The organism is Streptomyces sp. NPDC001549 (genome assembly GCF_042894025.1).
GTDB classification, from domain to species: domain Bacteria; phylum Actinomycetota; class Actinomycetes; order Streptomycetales; family Streptomycetaceae; genus Streptomyces; species Streptomyces kutzneri.
In genome coordinates, this window is record NZ_JBIAVJ010000047.1 from 1 (window position 1) to 17,752 (window position 17,752).

A 17,752-nucleotide genomic window follows, 5' to 3' on the forward strand; every position below is an offset into this window, starting at 1 on the left:
GAGGAGATGGCGAAGACGGGTGCGATCTTCGGTGGTGAGCACTCGGCGCACTACTACTTCAAGGATTTCTGGAACGCGGACACGGGCATGCTGGCCGCACTGCATGTGCTGGCGGCGCTGGGCGGTCAGGACGGTCCGCTGTCGGCGCTGGTCGCCTCCTACGACCGTTACGCGGGCTCGGGGGAGATCAACTCGACGGTCGGTGACCAGGCGGCCCGCCTGGCGGCGGTGAAGGAGACCTTCGCCGCGCGTGAGGGCATCACCCTGGACGAGCTGGACGGTCTGACGGTGACGGCCGAGGACTGGTGGTTCAACGTCCGGGCCTCCAACACCGAGCCGTTGCTCCGGCTGAACGTGGAGGCCCGCGACGAGGCCACCCTGGCCAGGATCCGCGACGAGGCCCTGGCCCTCATCCGCGCCTGACGCGAATCAAGCCGGGCTCCGCCCGATCAAGCCCCGCCGGCGTTTGAGGCGCGGGTCCGGCGGAACCCGGGAGCCTGGCTCCGCCCGATCAAGCCTCGCCGGCGTTTGAGGCGCGGGTCCGGGCGGAGCCCGGTGCCCGGCGGAGCCGGGTTCCCCCGGAGCCACGCCCGCTCAGGCGGACAGCCGTCCGCGCTCCTCGCGCTCCCGCACCGCATGCGCGTACGCGTACGCCGCCGACATCAGCGTCATGTGATGGTGCCAGCCCGGGAAGGAGCGCCCCTCGAAGTCGAGGAGCCCGAACTCGTCGGCCAGTGAGCCGAGCACCGCGGTGGACCGGGCCGACCGCCGCACCAGGTGCAGCAGGTCGTCCATTCGGTGGCGGTTCATATTGGTGAGCCAGACGGGCCCAGCGCCCCGCCGGCCCGGCGGCCGTTCGCCGAACAGCCGGTAGATCTGCTGCGCCCCGCGCCCCGCTGATTCCCCCTCCGGCACCCTGACCAGCGCCGAGTGGATCCGCTGCCGCCGCGCACGCGCGTCGGGGCCGGCCAGCGGCGCGGTGTACGGGTGGCTGGTGTTGCCCAGCCGGGTGACGTCGCCCGCGGTCGTCTCGCCGCGCCCGGGCGTGCGCGCGGGATCGACGCCGTGCGTCAGGGCGGCGGCGCGGACCGTGAGGGCAGGCGGTACGGACACCAGGAAGTCGTATCCGCGACGGCTGAGCACGCCGATCAGCGCGGCGGCGGCGCCGCCGAGGCGGCTCAGGTCGGCGACCACGGGGGGATGCGCCGACGAGGTGCGGGCGGCGATCGAGTCGACGAGCTCCAGTACGAGGGCCTCCGGGGTCTGGTGGACGGCTTCGGGGGAGATGCGTGCCCGGCGGCGCAGGACGGGATCCGCCACCCAGGCCTCGGGAAGGGCCAGCCGCCAGTCGACGGGCACGCTCATGCCCTCCAGGGACAGGAAGAGGCAGAAGCCCAACTGGCAGTTGACGATGCGTCCGGCGACGGGGTCGAAGCGGCGGTGCACGCCGACCGAGTGCTCACCACGTTTGGGGAAGCACACCTGTCCGATCGTCCAGGCCCCCACGGGGTGTCGTTCCTCCACCCACCGGAGCAGTTCGGTGCGGGCCGGATTCCAGTCCCAGGGACTCGCGTTGATGAACTGCTGCAGGGACTGAGAGGCGGTGGGCGACTCGGTGACGGACGCCGCGAGCCTGCGTACGGACTTCTTCCCCGGGGTGGTGAGCAGTCCCTGCAGGTAGACCCGGGCCCAGCGCCGCTGGTCGGCTCTCGGTAAGTGACCGAAGAGGCGTTCCGTGAAGTCGGCCAGGGCGGTGTCACCGGCAGCCAGGGCTCTGGTCCTCGACCGTGTCGTCATCTGTCTCCCCCTCCACTGCGGACGTCGGCATGCGCCGTCGGTAGTAGCCATAGAATACAGAACGTTCGTTTTTTTTCTAGCGAACCTATGGCGCCCCGCCCACGACTTCGGCACGTTGGATCCGGAGGCCTGCGGCGCCCGTGCCGCAGCCGTGCCGAGCCGCCCCCCCCGGGGGAGGCGGGGCATGGGCGCTTCTTCGTCAAGTCGGCGTTGCCGGCGGTCGGCGCCGGGGCGACGCTGGAGGCGGCCATCTCCGTGCGGTGCTGCGGGGCGCAATGGCGAGTGAGGAACGACCTGGATGGCAGTGATGGCGTAGTGGTGAAGCAAGAGCGCGGCGTACGTACCCGTAATCATCTGATCTCGGTGGCTGCCGCTGAATTCGACCGCAATGGGTACGACGGGACCTCGCTTTCCCGGCTGAGCCGTTCCGCCGGAATTTCGATCGGAGCGCTCACCTTTCACTTCGCGGCGAAAGGGGAGTTGGCTTCGGCGGTCGAGGATTCGGGACGCGCGGCCACCCGCAGGGTGGTCGAGGGGGTGACGGCCCGTGGCGGCCCGGCGCTGGAAACCGTCTCCGCGCTCGTCCTCGCTCTCGGCCGGCTGATCGAGACGGACGCGGCCGTGCGCGCCGCGGCGCGGCTCACCCAGGAGCGGGCGGGTGCCGGACCCGACTGGTGCGGCTGCTGGCTCCCCGACGTCAAGGAGCTGCTCGAACAGGCCGCCGAGCAGGGCCAGCTGGACCCCGAGGTCGATCCGTGCCCGGTCACCCTGCTGACGGCGCATCTGGTGGGCGGTGTCGTCAACCGGGTGCGCCGGGGCCGGGGCGAGCGTCCCGGCGCGGTGGCCGGTGAGCTCAGGGAGCTGTGGCGGCTCATCCGGCGGGGCATCGCGGCCCGGCCGGACCCGGAATTGCCCAAGTAGGAAGAAAAGCAGGGTAATTCAAGCCAGTGGAGCGCGCTTCGCCCTAGCGTCGGTGGCATGAATTCCACACCTCACCGGATAACCAAAGCAGTGATCCCCGCCGCGGGACTCGGCACGCGATTCCTCCCGCTGACCAAGGCCACCCCGAAGGAAATGCTTCCGGTGGTCGACAAGCCGGCCATCCAGTACGTGGTGGAAGAGGCCGTCGCGGCGGGGATGTCCGACATCCTCATGGTCACCGGACGCAACAAGCGGCCGCTGGAGGACCACTTCGACCGTAACTACGAGCTGGAGGAGGCCCTCCAGCGCCGGGGTGATCAGGACAAACTCAGGAGTGTCTGCGCCTCCACCGAACTCGCGGACATCCACTACGTGCGTCAGCGGGACCCCAAGGGCCTCGGGCACGCCGTCCTGTGCGCCGCGCCCCACGTCGGCCGGGAGCCGTTCGCCGTCCTCCTGGCCGACGACCTGATCGACCCCCGCGATCCCCTGCTCGCCCGTATGGCCGAGGTGCGGGAACGGCTCGGCGGCAGTGTCGTGGCCCTCATGGAGGTGGACCCGCAGGCGATCCACCAGTACGGATGCGCCGCGGTGGAGCGGTCGGCGGGCGGTGACGGCGTCCGCATCACCGAGCTGGTGGAGAAGCCGGAGCCCGGTACCGCGCCCAGCAACCTGGCCGTCATCGGCCGCTACCTCCTCGACCCCGAGATCTTCGAGGTCCTGCGGAACACCGAGCCGGGGCGCGGCGGCGAGATCCAGCTCACGGACGCGCTGCGCACGCTGGTCCAGGCCGGACGCCCCGTGCACGGCGTCGTCTTCAGCGGCCGGCGCTACGACACCGGGGACCGCGCCGAGTACCTGCGCGCGACGGTCCGGCTCGCTTGCGAGCGCGCGGACCTGGGCCCCGAATTCCTCTCCTGGCTAAGGGAGTTCGTCCGTTCGGAAGAGCTCGTGGGGGTCTGAGCCGCCACTCGGTGGGCGACCGCGGAAGTTCCCCGGTCGCCCACCCCACCTGGCACTCCCTCGTCAACTTGCCCAGATCTCAACGGGGTTCGGCTCCCCGATTGGTTACCGAACGGTAATTACGTAATTTCTTCCCTGGGGCCGCCCCGCCGAACGGAGCGGCGCCCGAAGCACCGAGTGCAGAGAAGGAGGTGAACTTCATGGACAAGCCGAACCCGCGGCACGCGACGGCAACCCCCGACGCCGCGTCCGAGGTACCGGTCGGCGCACTGCTCACCGCGGATTCCCCCCGCACCGTCCAGGTGGACGAGAGCCATGCACAGGCCCTCGCGCAATCCGGCCGGACGCTGCCGCCGCTGCTCGTGCACCGCCCCACCATGCGGATCATCGACGGCACGCACCGGTTGCGGGCCGCCGTACTGCGCGGGCAGGACACGGTGGGAGTGACGTACTTCGACGGCAGCGCCGAGGACGCGTTCGTGCTCTCGGTCGAGGCCAACATCAGTCACGGGCTCCCGCTGACCCACGCGGAACGGACCGCCGCGGCACTACGGATCCTGCGGTCCCACCCCGACTGGTCCGACCGCGGTATCGCGCGGCGGACCGGGCTGGCGGGCAAGACCGTCGGGGCACTACGACGCCGCGAGACTCCGGGGCCCGCCCCACCGGGCCGCGTCGGCCAGGACGGCCGCGTCCGGCCGGCCGACCCGGTCCGCGGCCGGGAGGCCGCGGCCCGGCTGCTGGCCGGCCGTCCCACCGCGTCGCTGCGGCAGATCGCGCGGGAGGCGGGCATCGCGCCCTCGACCGTGCGGGACGTACGGCGCCGCATCGGAGCGGGCGCGGACCCCGTACCGGCCGCCCAGCGGCGCTCCGGCAACACCCCGGCCCCCGCACCGCCTCCGGTCCCCGCCCGGGTCCGGGGGCAGCCACTGCCCGCACTGGTCACCAGCCTGTGCAAGGACCCTCTGCTCAGGCTGAGCGATGCGGGCAGGCTCCTGCTCCGCATGCTCGACCTCCAGGTGAGCGGACTGCGCCAGTGGGAGCGGATCGTCGCCGCAATACCCCCGTACCGCGTGGAGACGGCGGCCGCCGCGGCCGCCCAGTGCGCACGGGACTGGCAGGAACTGTCCGAAGAACTCCGGCGCCGCGCCTCGGCGCAAACCCCTGCCTGAGCCGGCTTCCCCGGCGAGTACCGGCCTTCGAGTCGGAAGGCCTCAGTTGTGATCGAAAGGATGTATGGCGATGTCGGTTGTCGAGGGAGCGCGTGTTGACGCGGGTTCAGGGGAGGGGGGAGGAGCCGAGGGGCCCGTTCGTCTGGATGGGCGTCTCAGGTTGGTGCTGGTGGTGCTGCTGGTGGCGCAGTTCATGCTGGCGGTTGATTTCTCGATTTTGAATGTGGCGTTGCCGGTGATCGGTGACGGGCTCGGTTTCTCGTTGTCGAATCTGCAGTGGATCGCGACGTCGTTCGCGTTGTGTGCTGCGGGGTTCACTCTGTTGTTCGGTCGGGTTGCTGACCTGTTCGGGCGGCGGCGGTTGTTCCTGGTGGGTCTGGCGGTGCTGGGTCTGTCGTCGTTGGCGGGTGGTCTGGCGAACAGTCCGGAGATGCTGCTGGTGGCGCGTGTGTTCCAGGGTCTTGCGACGGCGGCGGTGACTCCGGCGGGTCTGTCTTTGCTGACGACTTCGTTCCCGGAGGGGCCGTTGCGTCAGAAGGCGCTGGGTCTGAATGGTGCGTTGATGTCTGCGGGGTTCACGACGGGCGCGATCCTGGGCGGTGTCCTGACGGATCTGTTGTCGTGGCGGTGGGCGTTCTTCATCAATGTGCCGGTGGCGTTGGCGGTGTTGTTCATCGCTCCTGCGGTGATCAAGGAGTCGCGTCCGTTGGTGCGTCCGAGGCTGGACCTGCCGGGCGCGACGGCGGTGACGCTGGGTCTGCTTGCGCTGATCTACGGGTTGACGCAGGCGGGTGAGCACGGCTGGGGTTCCGGTAGTGCGCTGGGCTGGCTGGCGGCGGGTGTGGTCCTGCTGGTGGTGTTCTATGCGATCGAGTCGAAGAGTTCCGCTCCGTTGGTGCCGGTGTCGGTGCTGAAGAAGAAGACGGTGGCGTGGGGCAATATCGCGGGTCTGGTCGCGTTCCTGACGGAGACGAGTCTGGTCTTCCTGATGACGCTCTACCTGCAGGAGGTGCTGGACTTCTCGCCGCTGACGGCGGGCCTGTCGTTCGGTGTGCTGGGTATCGGCACGGTGATCGGCGGTTCGATCGCACCGCGGGTGATCGGGGCGACGAGCACCCGCACCACGCTGATCGTGGGTGGTCTCCTCCAGGCGGTGGCGACGCTGAGTCTGATCGCGCTGGGTGAGACCTCCTCCAGCATGTGGCTGCTGCTGATCGCGACGTTCGCCGGCGGTATCGGCAACATGCTGGTGATCGTCGGGTTCATGGTCACCGCCACCACCGGACTGCCGGATCACGAGCAGGGTATGGCGACGGGTCTGGCGACGATGACGCAGCAGGTCGGTATCACGATGGGCACGCCGATCATGTCGGCGATCGCCGCGGCCAACACGGACATCCACGCGGGGATCACGACCGCGGTGGTCGTCAACACCGCCATCGTCGTCCTCGGCACCCTCACCACCGCCCTCTTCCTCCGGAACCGGGCGGCAAAGGATCTCACCTCCGCCTGAGCCTCCCGTCTCAGGCCCCCGGAAAACCCCTCAGGATCCCCCCAGGAGGCGGGCCCCGGCACGCCCTCCCCCGGCCGTGCCGGGGCCGCCTCCCCTCTGGTCTCCTCTTCTCAAGGAACGTGATGGACCTCCGTATCGAAGACCGCGTGTACCTCGTGACCGGTGCGTCGTCCGGAATCGGCGAGGCAACCGTCCGCCTCCTGGCCACCGAGGGCGCCACCGTCGTCGGTGTCGCCCGCAAGCCCTGGAACACCGAAGCCCTCGGCGACCGGGTGAGTACCGTTGCCGCCGACCTCACCGACCCCGACGCCGCACGCCACGTGGCCGGCACGGTCATCGAACGCCACGGCCGGCTCGACGGCCTCGTCAACAACGTCGGCGCGCTGGAGTCCCGTACCGGCTTCCTCGACGTGACCGACGAGCAGTGGAAGAGCACCTTCGAGGTCAACTTCCACTCCGCGGTCCGCATGACCCGCGCAGCCCTCCCCGCGCTCCTGGACACCGGAGCGGGCGCCGTCGTACACATCGCGAGCGAGGCCGCCCGCTTCCCCGACCCGGGAATCGTCGACTACGCCGCCACCAAGACGGCGCTGCTCTCCCTCTCCAAGTCCCTCGCCGCGGAGTTCGGCGTGCGCGGCGTGCGCTCCAACGTGGTCTCACCCGGGCCCACCCGGACCGCGCTCTTCGACGCTCCCGGCGGGTTCGCCGAGCAGCTCGGCGAGCGGTTTGGCCTCCCGGCCGACGAGGCCGTCGACCACTTCATCCGCGAGGTACGCCGACTCCCCAGCGGCCGCATCGGCAGCCCCGACGATGTCGCCGGCGTCATCGCGTACCTGCTCTCGCCCCTCGCGGGGCAGGTCACCGGCGCCGAGTGGAGCGTCGACGGCGGCGCACTGCGACAGGTCTGACCGGGCCGATGCGCGCTTCCCTCCTCGCCCTCGCCATAGGTGCCTTCGGCATCGGGACGACCGAGTTCGTCATCGTCGGTCTGCTCCCCGAAGTCGCCGACGACCTGTCCGTCTCCATCCCCTCCGCCGGCATGCTGGTCACCGGCTACGCCCTCGGCGTGGTCGTCGGCGCACCGCTGATGACCGCGGCCGGTGCCCGGCTGCCGCGCAAGACCATGCTCGTCGTCCTCATGGCCATCTTCATCGCCGGCAACCTGCTCTGCGCCCTGGCCGGCGACTACACCGCCCTCATGGGCGGGCGGCTGATCGCCGCCCTCACGCACGGCGCGTTCTTCGGGATCGGCTCCGTCGTCGCCGCCGACCTGGTGGCCCCCGACCGGCGGGCCAGCGCCATCGCCCTGATGTTCACCGGCCTCACCCTGGCCAATGTGCTCGGCGTACCGCTGGGCACCTTCCTGGGCCAGGAGTTCGGCTGGCGTTCGACCTTCTGGGCGGTCACCGGCATCGGGATCGTCGGACTGCTCGGTCTGATCGCCCTGGTGCCGGCCCAGCCCGCGCCGGAACGCGGAGCCCTGCGCGGTGAACTCGCCGTCTTCCGCAAGCCCCAGGTGTGGCTGGCGCTGACGACCACGGTCCTCGGTTTCGGCGGGGTCTTCGCCTCCTTCACCTACCTCGCGCCGATGATGACGGAACTGGCCGGCTTCTCCGACGGCGCGGTCGCCTGGCTCCTCGTCCTCTTCGGTGTCGGGCTGTGCGTGGGCAACGTACTCGGCGGCCGGGCCGCCGACCGGGCCCTGATGCCCAGCCTGTACCTCATCCTCGGCGGCCTCTGCCTGGTACTGGTGGTCTTCACCTTCACCTCGCACGCCGCCGTGCCCGCCGCGATCACCCTGGCCGCCTTCGGGGCGATCGGATTCGCGACGGTGCCGCCGCTGCAGGCACGTGTGATGCAGCAGGCCTCCGGGGCCCCGGCCCTCGCCTCCGCGGCGAACATCGCGGCCTTCAACCTCGGTAACGCCCTCGGGGCCTGGCTCGGCGGCCTCGCCGTAGCCCACGGCCTCGGGTGGACCTCGCCGACCTGGATCGGTGCCGGACTGGCCGCGGCCGGTCTGGGCACCGCGGCGCTCTCCGGCCGACTGGACCGCCGCAGCCAAGGCAGCGGCGAGAGCCACGGCAGCCGCGGGCCGCACCCGCAGCCCGGCGCCGAGCTCCCCACCGCACCACTCACGAACGCACCAGGTGCCGGGTACGGCACCCAGTCCATCGTCGAACAGAAGTCGAGGTAGACGCACATGAACCGTGTCGATCGCCGGACCATGCTCACCCGCAGCGCGGCCGTCGTCGGAGGCGCGGCGGTGGCCGGCGCCCTGTCCGGCCCCGTGGCGGCAGCCGCCCCGAGCGCCTCCGGCGACGCGGCCCGCGCCGCGGCCGCCGGGACCGGATCCGTCGTCAGGCCGGGGGATCCGCGCTACGAAATGCTCACCACCGGCAACAACCAGCGCTTCGTGGCCCGCCCGGACTACATCAAGATGGTCCGCTCGACCGCGGACGCCGAACGCGCGCTGAGAGACGCGGTACGGGCGGGCAAGCGGGTCTCGGTGCGCAGCGGCGGCCACTGCTTCGCCGACTTCGCCGCCCACTCCGGCACCCAGGTCATCATCGACTTCTCGGAGATGACCCACGTCGGCTACGACCCGAAGTTCCGCGCGTTCGTCGTCGAGGCGGGCGCCCGCCTGATCAACGTGTACGAGGCCCTCTACAAGGGCTGGGGCGTCACCATCCCCGGCGGCATCTGCTACAGCGTCGGAGCCGGCGGGCACATAGCCGGCGGCGGCTACGGCCTGCTCTCCCGGGCCCACGGCCTGGTCGTCGACCACCTCTACGCCGTGGAGGTCGTGGTGACGGACGGGAAGGGCGGCGTACGCACCGTCGTGGCCACCCGGGAGAAGAACGACCCGAACCGGGACCTGTGGTGGGCGCACACCGGCGGGGGCGGCGGCAACTTCGGCCTGGTGACCCGCTACTGGTTCCGCTCCCCGGGCGCGAAGGGCTCCGAGCCCTCCGAACAGCTGATATCCCCGCCGTCGAAGGTCCTGGTGAGCGCCGTCGACTTCCCCTGGGAGCAGTTGACGGAGGCGAAGTTCACCCGGCTCCTGAAGAACTTCGGCGCCTGGCACGCCGCCAACAGCGCGCCCGACTCCCCGTACCGCAACCTCTCCAGCCTGTTCAACGTCAGCTCCAAGGCGCACGGCAGCCTGGGCATGTTCACCCAGGTCGACGCGACGGTGCCGAACGCGAGAAAACTGCTCGACGACTACCTGGCGGCCATCACGGCCGGTACGGGAGTCACCCCCAAGGCACTCACCCGCCCCACCGGTGAGCTGCCCGCCATGCCGCAGTTCGCGGAGCCCAGGACCCTGCCCTGGCTCCAGGCGACCAGACTGGTCGGCACCAACAACCCCGTCATCACCAACCCCACCTCACGCGGCGCGCACAAGTCCGCGTACATGCGCAAGAACTTCACCGACCATCAGATCTCCGCGCTCTACCAGTACATGAGCCGGCCGGACTTCAAGAACCCGGACACCATGCTGGTGCTCTTCTCCTTCGGCGGGCAGGTCAACGCCATGGCACCCGACGCGACGGCGAACGCGCAGCGCTCGTCCATCTTCAAGATGTGCTTCCAGACGTTCTGGCAGGACGAGGGCGAGGACGCGTACCACCTGGGCTGGCTGCGCGACCTGTACGAGGACTTCTTCTCGGCGACCGGTGGCGTACCGCTGATCGACGACAGCACCGACGGCTGCTACATCAACTACCCCGACCGCGACATCACCGACCCGAGCCGCAACAGGTCCGGTGTGCCCTGGCAGACGCTCTACTACAAGGACAACTACCCGCGCCTGCAGCAGGTGAAGAGGAAGTACGACCCCTCCGACTTCTTCCGCCACTCCATGTCGATCAAGCCTGCCCGAGGCTGACCCCGTCCCACCCGTAACCCCTGGTCAGAAGCCCCGTACTCCGGTCTCCGGAGTGCGGGGCTTCTGCCGTTCCCGTCCAGCCGTTCGAGTGGCCGCGGGCGTTCGTTGACTCCCCGGCCAGCTCCGGGAAAGCTGTGTCCTGGCCGGAAGAGGGCAGCTGAAAAGCCCCTCGCAGTGAGATCCGATCCCCTGGCCACCACCTCTCGACAGGCCCGCGGCACATCGCCGTGCCGCGCCCTCGCACGCCCCGCCCCGGCTCGATTCCCAACGCGTCAGAAAGTAGAGGAAGCCATGCGTTCCGTCGCCGTAGTCCTCGGCACCCGGCCGGAAGCCATCAAGTTCGCGCCCGTCATCCGCGCCCTCCAGGACGACCCGCGCTTCGAGCCCGTCGTGATCTCCACCGGGCAGCACCGCCAGATGCTGGACGAGACCCTCGACGCCTTCGGCCTCACCGCCGACGTCGACCTGAAAGTGATGGCCCCCAAGCAGACCCTCTCCCAGGTCACCTACCGCTCGCTGCGCGGCCTGGAGGACTACTTCGCCACCGCGCCCGCCGACGCGGTCCTGGTCCACGGCGACACCGCCACCACCCTCACCGGAGCCCTGGCCGGATTCCACCAGCGGATCCCCGTCGTCCACGTCGAGGCCGGACTGCGCAGCGGCCGGCTCGGCTCGCCCTTCCCCGAGGAGGGCAACAGACGGCTCGTCGCGCAGGTCGCCGCCCTCCACCTGGCCCCCACCCCCGGCAACCTGGCGAACCTGCTGCGCGAGGGCATCGCCGCCGACACGATCACCGTCACCGGCAACACCGTCATCGACGCCCTGCGCTGGGCCAGCGGCCGCGCCGAGAGTTACGGCGACCCGGCCCTGGACGACCTCGACCGCGACCCGCGCCGGATCGTCCTGGCCTCCGCGCACCGCCGCGAGGCGTGGCCGCACCTGCCGCAGATCGGCCGGGCCCTGGCCCGCATCGCCGACGAGCCCGGGGTGCGCGTCGTCGTCCCGCTGCACCGCAACCCCGTCGTCCGCGAGGCGCTCCTCCCGCACATCGGCGGCCACCCGAGCATCACCGTCGTCGACCCGCTGCCCTACCTCAGCTTCTGCAAGCTCATGGGCCGCGCCGACGTCATCGTCTCGGACAGCAGCGGCAGCCAGGAGGAAGGGCCCGCGCTCGGCAAGCCCACGCTGGTCCTCGGCGACGTCACCGAGCGGTCCGAGGCCATCGTCGCCGGCACCGCCTGCCTGGTCGGAACGGCCACCGAGGGCATCGTCACCCGCACCCTGGCCCTGCTGCGCGACCGCGCCGAGTACGACCGGATGGCCACCGCCGCCAACCCGTACGGCGACGGACAGGCCACCACCCGCACGGTCGCCGCCCTCGCCCACTTCTTCGGCCTGGGACCCGCGCCCGAGCCCTTCGTCCCCGACAGCACCGTCGACGAGCTCAGCGTCGAGCTCGCCCGTACGGCCGACTTCGCCCGCACCTGAACCCCGGAGAGAGGAAGCCACCGCATGAGCGCCACCCCGTCCGCCGCCGAACGCCCGCTGAACTTCAGCACCCCGTACCTGAGGGCCGCGCTCGTCCGCGACGCCGTGGACTACACCGTCGAAGGCCGCACCATCGTCGTCAACCCCGGTGTGACGCCCGTGACCATCGCGGAGGAACCGCGCAAGACCATCCCCCCGCTCTCCTCGACCGTCCTCGCCGACACCCGCATCGAGAAGGCCGACGCGCTCCTCCTCCTGCGCACCGCCCCCGACGGCACCGACATCACCGGCATCACCGCGGAACCCGGCTGGTCCCACCTCGCCGACCTCCTCGGCCCCGGCGAGTTCCCCCGCGAGACCGCCCTCTACCGCAGCCCCCAGGACGACATCAACACCGTCCTGTTCGACCCGGCCCACGTACTCGGCGAGCGCGAGACCTCCCTGGACCTGCGCGAGTTCAACGTCCGCGCCAACCTCTGGTTCTCACCCGCCGGAACCGACTGCGCCGTCCACAACCAGCACGACTTCATCGAGGTCCACACCCAGGTCCACGGCCTGGGCCGGATGCAGCGCTTCCGCGACCGGGACCACGCCTCGCTCTACCAGGACGTCCTGATGAGCCCCGGCTACACCACCCCGGACCCGTTCTGCGCCACCGGCCCGCAGTGCACCTACCACTACCCCTGGCACCAGTACCGGGCCGACACCGACTGCATCTGGCTCGCCATCGAGTACCACCCCGTACCCCGTGCGCTGCGCACCCTCCGCCCCGCGACCGCCCTCACCTTCCTGGAGAACCACTCATGACCGCCACCGGCACCGGCAAGAACCCCGAGACCGTCCTGCGCGCCCCGAAGTTCACCGCCGAGGTCGTCGCCGACCAGCTCCGCGACGGCTACTGGCTGGAGGCGCCCGACATCGACGGCGACGGCAGGCCCGACCTGTTCGGCTACGGGCTGCGGCTCGGCGAGATCTACTGGTACGCCAACGACGGCGACTGGACCCGCCGGCTGATAGCCGACCGCATCAAGATGCCCGTCGGCGCCGACTTCGCCGACGTCAGCGGCAACGGCCACCCCGACGTCATCGTCTGCTACGACCTCTACGGCCCGATCGGCACGATCCACGACGCCAACACCGAAGGCGGCAAGATCGACTGGCTGGAGAACCCGGGCACCCCCGACAAGGACGAGTCCCGCTGGAAGCGGCACTACGTCGGCCGCGCCACCGGCATGCACCGCCTGCGCGCCGGACACTTCACCCGCACCGACCGGCTCCAGATCATCGGCCTCCCGATCGTCGCCAAGGAGGACGTCCACGCCGTACTGCCCGTCGTGCTGTTCACCCAGCCCGACGACGTGCACACGGCGGAGGAGTGGCCGATGACCGTCATCGACGACAGCCACTTCCGGATGATCCACGGCGCCGAGAAGAAGCAGGGCCTGGTCCCCGGCTCCGACCTCGAATCCCTGCTGCTGGCCTCCGACGAGGGCGTCACCTGGCTCTGGTTCGACGAAGCCCGCCAGGAGTGGGTCCGCGAGCTGATCGGCACGGGCGAGCTCACCCAGTTCGAGCAGACCGGCTTCCGCGGCAGCGGCGACCTCAACGCCGGCCGGCTCGGCGACGACCCCATGGCGTACGTCGCCGCCATCGAGCCCTTCCACGGCAACACCGTGGCCGTTTACACGAAGGACGAGGGCGGCGACGGCTGGAACCGCGTCCTGCTCGACGTGTACGGCGACCCCAACGAGAACGGTGAGGGCCCCGGCCACCAGATCGTCTGCGCCGACTTCGACGGCGACGGCGACGAGGAGTTCCTCGTGGCCCTGCGCGGACCGTGGCCCTGGCAGGGCGTCATGTACTACAAGGCGATCGACGCGGCCAACGGCGTCTGGGCGAAGTGGCGGGTCTCCGAGGAGTCCGTCGCCCGCATCGCCACGGCCGACTTCAACGGGGACGGCCGCCTCGACTTCGCCACCATCGCGTACTCCGTCCAGAACTACTACGTGGCCAAGGACGCCAAGCTCATGGTCTACCGCAACGAGATCGACCAGTAGCCGCCGCCCCGCCCCACCGGGCAGTCCCGTACGCCCCTTCGCGCCACCGGGACCGCGCACCGCACGGCGGAGCACGGTCCCGGGCTGTTCCCGACGAACCCCCTTCCGAAAGAGCGATTCCCTGTGGCCTCCACGACGTCCCCCGACGCCGCGAAGCGGGCGAAGCTGCCCTCACTGACCGGCCTGCGGTTCTTCGCCGCACTCTCCGTCTTCTTCTTCCACTCGTCCCTGACCGACTCCCCGATCCCGCCGAACGCGCCCGTCAACCCCTTCGCCGACGCCGGCATCGCGGACGGGTTCTCCACCGCCTTCGGCAAGGCCGGATACCTCGGAGTCTCCTTCTTCTTCGTCCTCTCGGGCTTCGTCCTCGCCTGGGCCGCCAAGCCCGGCGAGCGCGTCACCGCCTTCCTCCGGCGCCGGCTGCTGAAGATCTTCCCCAACCACCTCGTCGTCTTCGCCGCCGCGATGATCCTCTTCGCCGGCTCGGCCGTCACCGGCGTCGCCGACTGGCTCCCGAACCTCTTCCTCATCCACACCTGGTGGCCGCAGCCCACCGTCAACCTCAGCGTCAACCCGCCCAGCTGGTCCCTCGGCAGCGAGCTGCTCTTCTACATGCTCTTCCCGGCGCTCATCGTTCCGATCCGCAAGCTCCGCGGCCGGACCGCCCTGTGGGGCTGGAGCGCCGCGATGATCGCCGGGATGGTCGCCCTCCAGCTGATCGCCACCTACTTCGTCCCCGACACCCCGAAGTCCACCATCACGCCGATCTCCGGGATGCAGTTCTGGTTCGGCTACCTGCTCCCGGCCGGCCGCCTCTTCGAGTTCGTCCTCGGCATCCTGCTCGCCCGGATCGTCCTCGCGGGACTGTGGCCGCGCCGCGTCGGCTTCGGCGTCTCCCTCGTGCTCACGGTCCTCGGGTACGCCGCCGCGCTCGTCGCCCCGTTCCAGTACGGGTTCGTCGTCGCGACGATCGTCCCGGTCGCCGCGCTCATCGGGGCCACCGCACAGGCCGACGTGGACTCCCGGGCCACCTTCCTGCGCAGCCGGCCCATGGTGTGGCTGGGCGAGGTGTCCTTCGGCTTCTACCTCGTCCAGGGCGTCACGATCTTCTACCTGCGCTCGCTGCTCGGCGAGCACACCTACGGCGTCCCCGTCGGCCTGTTGGTGATCGCCGGCTTCTTCGCCGCCTCGCTGCTGGGCGGCTGGCTCCTGTTCCGCTTCGTCGAGATGCCCGCCATGCGCCGCTTCGGCCGCGCCAGGCCCCGTACGCCGTCCGTTCCGGCACCCGCCCCGGCCCGCGAGCCTTCCGGTGACCGGACCCCGGTCACCGCGGCCGCCCGGGACTGACCCGCGGCCCTACCGCTCCCCGCCCGCGTCGGCATCCGCCGACGCGGGCTTCGGCCTGTCGTACCCCGCCGCAGGACCGGCGGTCAGGCTGGAGAGCATGCGCAGGGCGGCGTCGGAGGGGGAGGACGCGGGGGCGCTGTAGAGCAGCATCCGGTGGTTGGTGCCGTCGGTGAGGTGCAGGTTCTCGAAATCGAGGGTCAGCGGGCCCACGACCGGGTGGTGCAGGGTCTTGGTGCCGACCGTGCAGTCCCGTACGGGGTGCTTCGACCACAGCGAGGCGAAGTCGGGGCTCTGCAGCATGAGCGACCCGATGAGCTCGGCGAGCGCGCGGTCCTCCGGATTGCGCCCGGCGACCAGGCGCAGGGCTGCCAGGGCGACCCGGGCCTCGCTCTTCCACTCCGTGTAGAGCTCCCGGGTGTGCGGGTCCAGGAACAGCATCCGCGTGAGGTTCGGGCGTACGGCCGGGTCGTCGGGGCTCGCGATGTCGACGTGCCCCGCGAGCAGGGCGTGCCCCAGCGGATTCCAGGCGAGCACGTTGTTGCGGCCGTCCAGGACGACCGCCGGGACGTGGGGCATCGCGGTGATCAGGCGGCGCGTGGTGTCACGGACGTACTCGGGACGCGGCGACTGGGCCCGCTTGGCGCGCGGCGGCCGGGCGAGGTTCAGCAGATGCGCGTGCTCGTCCGGGGTCAGGCGCAGGGCGCGGGCCAGGGCGTCGAGGACGCTGTCCGAGGCGTTCGTGCTCTGCCCCTGCTCCAGGTGCGTGTAGTACGTGATGCTCACGCCGGCCAGGAGGGCGAGCTCCTCACGCCGCAGCCCGGGCACGCGCCGGCGGGTGCCGTGGGAGGGGAGCCCGACGTCCTCGGGCTGGAGCTGGGCGCGACGAGTGCGGAGGAACTCGCCCAGGGCAGTCGGTGTGTCCATGCGTTCCAGTGTGCCGGGGGAGGGCGCCGAACGCTGCCCGTGAAGGTGGCCCTGGGAGTGCTAGCTTGCCCGGCGCCAGCACAACCAGAGGGCTGGGTAACCCTCTCCGACCGGTCCAGAGTCGATGACGCAACAGCTCGTTGCGTGATCGAGAGGAAGTGTTTCGCGATGTCGGTCGTCGAGGGTGCGCGGGTCGATACGGGAACTGAGGGGCCCGTTCGTCTGGATGGGCGTCTCAGGTTGGTGCTGGTGGTGCTGCTGGTGGCGCAGTTCATGCTGGCGGTTGATTTCTCGATTTTGAATGTGGCGTTGCCGGTGATCGGTGACGGGCTCGGTTTCTCGTTGTCGAATCTGCAGTGGATCGCGACGTCGTTCGCGTTGTGTGCTGCGGGGTTCACTCTGTTGTTCGGTCGGGTTGCTGACCTGTTCGGGCGGCGGCGGTTGTTCCTGGTGGGTCTGGCGGTGCTGGGTCTGTCGTCGTTGGCGGGTGGTCTGGCGAACAGTCCGGAGATGCTGCTGGTGGCGCGTGTGTTCCAGGGTCTTGCGACGGCGGCGGTGACTCCGGCGGGTCTGTCTTTGCTGACGACTTCGTTCCCGGAGGGGCCGTTGCGTCAGAAGGCGCTGGGTCTGAATGGTGCGTTGATGTCTGCGGGGTTCACGACGGGCGCGATCCTGGGCGGTGTCCTGACGGATCTGTTGTCGTGGCGGTGGGCGTTCTTCATCAATGTGCCGGTGGCGTTGGCGGTGTTGTTCATCGCTCCTGCGGTGATCAAGGAGTCGCGTCCGTTGGTGCGTCCGAGGCTGGACCTGCCGGGCGCGACGGCGGTGACGCTGGGTCTGCTTGCGCTGATCTACGGGTTGACGCAGGCGGGTGAGCACGGCTGGGGTTCCGGTAGTGCGCTGGGCTGGCTGGCGGCGGGTGTGGTCCTGCTGGTGGTGTTCTATGCGATCGAGTCGAAGAGTTCCGCTCCGTTGGTGCCGGTGTCGGTGCTGAAGAAGAAGACGGTGGCGTGGGGCAATATCGCGGGTCTGGTCGCGTTCCTGACGGAGACGAGTCTGGTCTTCCTGATGACGCTCTACCTGCAGGAGGTGCTGGACTTCTCGCCGCTGACGGCGGGCCTGTCGTTCGGTGTGCTGGGTATCGGCACGGTGATCGGCGGTTCGATCGCACCGCGGGTGATCGGGGCGACGAGCACCCGCACCACGCTGATCGTGGGTGGTCTCCTCCAGGCGGTGGCGACGCTGAGTCTGATCGCGCTGGGTGAGACCTCCTCCAGCATGTGGCTGCTGCTGATCGCGACGTTCGCCGGCGGTATCGGCAACATGCTGGTGATCGTCGGGTTCATGGTCACCGCCACCACCGGACTGCCGGATCACGAGCAGGGTATGGCGACGGGTCTGGCGACGATGACGCAGCAGGTCGGTATCACGATGGGCACGCCGATCATGTCGGCGATCGCCGCGGCCAACACGGACATCCACGCGGGGATCACGACCGCGGTGGTCGTCAACACCGCCATCGTCGTCCTCGGCACCCTCACCACCGCCCTCTTCCTCCGCACCAAGCAGCCCAGCTGACGAAGTGCGCGCCTCCACTAAGGCAACTCCGCCTTGTGACAGCCCTGCCCCGGCCGCGAACGTTGGCCCCGGGCCCGGCGCGAGCGCCGGCTACCGATGGAAA

At 70.3% G+C, this 17,752-nt stretch carries 14 protein-coding genes and 1 pseudogene; 13 read left to right on the plus strand and 2 right to left on the minus strand.

Going from position 1 to position 17,752, the window contains the following annotated elements:
- Positions 1-423 (plus strand): annotated as a pseudogene (manB, locus tag ACFY04_RS41205) (phosphomannomutase/phosphoglucomutase); the annotation flags it as partial.
- 171 nt (positions 424-594) lie between these two features.
- On the opposite strand, the gene ACFY04_RS41210 reads toward manB, so the two are convergent.
- Positions 595-1,797: an IS701 family transposase gene (locus ACFY04_RS41210; RefSeq protein ID WP_389125832.1), complete on the minus strand. Its 1,203-nt coding sequence runs from the start codon at positions 1,795-1,797 to the stop codon at positions 595-597.
- Between the two features lie 282 nt (positions 1,798-2,079).
- Here ACFY04_RS41210 and ACFY04_RS41215 point away from each other — a divergent pair, with 282 nt between their 5' ends.
- From ACFY04_RS41215 to ACFY04_RS41265, 11 genes are all read left to right on the plus strand, one after another.
- Positions 2,080-2,718 (plus strand): TetR family transcriptional regulator, encoded by a 639-nt coding sequence (locus ACFY04_RS41215; RefSeq protein WP_389125834.1) that lies wholly within the window; start codon positions 2,080-2,082, stop codon positions 2,716-2,718.
- 57 nt (positions 2,719-2,775) lie between these two features.
- The gene (gene galU / locus ACFY04_RS41220) at positions 2,776-3,681 is read left to right on the plus strand and encodes a UTP--glucose-1-phosphate uridylyltransferase GalU (protein WP_389125837.1); all 906 of its coding nucleotides are present in this window, start codon (positions 2,776-2,778) and stop codon (positions 3,679-3,681) included.
- Between the two features lie 200 nt (positions 3,682-3,881).
- A complete protein-coding gene (locus ACFY04_RS41225) occupies positions 3,882-4,853 on the plus strand; it encodes a ParB/RepB/Spo0J family partition protein (RefSeq protein WP_389125840.1) in 972 nt (323 codons plus the stop codon).
- 70 nt (positions 4,854-4,923) lie between these two features.
- A complete protein-coding gene (locus tag ACFY04_RS41230; protein ID WP_389125842.1) occupies positions 4,924-6,366 on the plus strand; it encodes an MFS transporter in 1,443 nt (480 codons plus the stop codon).
- Between the two features lie 122 nt (positions 6,367-6,488).
- On the plus strand, positions 6,489-7,274 hold the full coding sequence (locus ACFY04_RS41235) for an SDR family NAD(P)-dependent oxidoreductase (RefSeq protein WP_389125844.1): 786 nt from the start codon (positions 6,489-6,491) through the stop codon (positions 7,272-7,274).
- Positions 7,275-7,282: 8 nt separating this feature from the next.
- Positions 7,283-8,560, plus strand: a complete 1,278-nt coding sequence (locus tag ACFY04_RS41240) for an MFS transporter (RefSeq protein ID WP_389125846.1) — start codon at positions 7,283-7,285, stop codon at positions 8,558-8,560.
- 6 nt (positions 8,561-8,566) lie between these two features.
- Positions 8,567-10,255: an FAD-dependent oxidoreductase gene (locus ACFY04_RS41245; RefSeq protein ID WP_389125849.1), complete on the plus strand. Its 1,689-nt coding sequence runs from the start codon at positions 8,567-8,569 to the stop codon at positions 10,253-10,255.
- A gap of 291 nt (positions 10,256-10,546) precedes the next feature.
- Positions 10,547-11,743 (plus strand): non-hydrolyzing UDP-N-acetylglucosamine 2-epimerase, encoded by a 1,197-nt coding sequence (gene wecB, locus ACFY04_RS41250; protein ID WP_389125852.1) that lies wholly within the window; start codon positions 10,547-10,549, stop codon positions 11,741-11,743.
- 24 nt (positions 11,744-11,767) lie between these two features.
- Complete coding sequence (locus ACFY04_RS41255; RefSeq protein ID WP_389125855.1) at positions 11,768-12,550, plus strand: hypothetical protein; 783 nt, start codon at positions 11,768-11,770, stop codon at positions 12,548-12,550.
- Positions 12,547-13,800, plus strand: coding sequence for an FG-GAP repeat domain-containing protein (locus ACFY04_RS41260; RefSeq protein WP_389125857.1), 1,254 nt, complete (start codon positions 12,547-12,549; stop codon positions 13,798-13,800). The genes ACFY04_RS41255 and ACFY04_RS41260 overlap by 4 nt, the downstream gene beginning before the upstream one ends.
- 123 nt (positions 13,801-13,923) lie before the next feature.
- The gene (locus ACFY04_RS41265; protein WP_389125860.1) at positions 13,924-15,147 is read left to right on the plus strand and encodes an acyltransferase family protein; all 1,224 of its coding nucleotides are present in this window, start codon (positions 13,924-13,926) and stop codon (positions 15,145-15,147) included.
- A gap of 9 nt (positions 15,148-15,156) precedes the next feature.
- Here ACFY04_RS41265 and ACFY04_RS41270 read toward each other — a convergent pair whose 3' ends face one another.
- Positions 15,157-16,071 carry a helix-turn-helix domain-containing protein gene (locus tag ACFY04_RS41270; RefSeq protein WP_389125863.1) on the minus strand — a complete coding sequence of 305 codons (915 nt, stop codon included), beginning with the start codon at positions 16,069-16,071 and terminating at the stop codon, positions 15,157-15,159.
- Between the two features lie 168 nt (positions 16,072-16,239).
- Between ACFY04_RS41270 and ACFY04_RS41275 the strand changes: the two genes are divergently transcribed.
- Positions 16,240-17,649, plus strand: coding sequence for an MFS transporter (locus ACFY04_RS41275; protein WP_389125866.1), 1,410 nt, complete (start codon positions 16,240-16,242; stop codon positions 17,647-17,649).
- Positions 17,650-17,752 lie beyond the last annotated feature (103 nt).

Coding starts and splice junctions, on each gene's coding strand:
- ACFY04_RS41210 (WP_389125832.1), bottom strand. CDS start 1,797: ATGACGACACGGTCGAGGACCAGAGCCCTGGCTGCCGGTGACACCGCC.
- galU (WP_389125837.1), top strand. CDS start 2,776: ATGAATTCCACACCTCACCGGATAACCAAAGCAGTGATCCCCGCCGCG.
- ACFY04_RS41225 (WP_389125840.1), top strand. CDS start 3,882: ATGGACAAGCCGAACCCGCGGCACGCGACGGCAACCCCCGACGCCGCG.
- ACFY04_RS41230 (WP_389125842.1), top strand. CDS start 4,924: ATGTCGGTTGTCGAGGGAGCGCGTGTTGACGCGGGTTCAGGGGAGGGG.
- ACFY04_RS41235 (WP_389125844.1), top strand. CDS start 6,489: ATGGACCTCCGTATCGAAGACCGCGTGTACCTCGTGACCGGTGCGTCG.
- ACFY04_RS41240 (WP_389125846.1), top strand. CDS start 7,283: ATGCGCGCTTCCCTCCTCGCCCTCGCCATAGGTGCCTTCGGCATCGGG.
- ACFY04_RS41245 (WP_389125849.1), top strand. CDS start 8,567: ATGAACCGTGTCGATCGCCGGACCATGCTCACCCGCAGCGCGGCCGTC.
- wecB (WP_389125852.1), top strand. CDS start 10,547: ATGCGTTCCGTCGCCGTAGTCCTCGGCACCCGGCCGGAAGCCATCAAG.
- ACFY04_RS41255 (WP_389125855.1), top strand. CDS start 11,768: ATGAGCGCCACCCCGTCCGCCGCCGAACGCCCGCTGAACTTCAGCACC.
- ACFY04_RS41260 (WP_389125857.1), top strand. CDS start 12,547: ATGACCGCCACCGGCACCGGCAAGAACCCCGAGACCGTCCTGCGCGCC.
- ACFY04_RS41270 (WP_389125863.1), bottom strand. CDS start 16,071: ATGGACACACCGACTGCCCTGGGCGAGTTCCTCCGCACTCGTCGCGCC.
- ACFY04_RS41275 (WP_389125866.1), top strand. CDS start 16,240: ATGTCGGTCGTCGAGGGTGCGCGGGTCGATACGGGAACTGAGGGGCCC.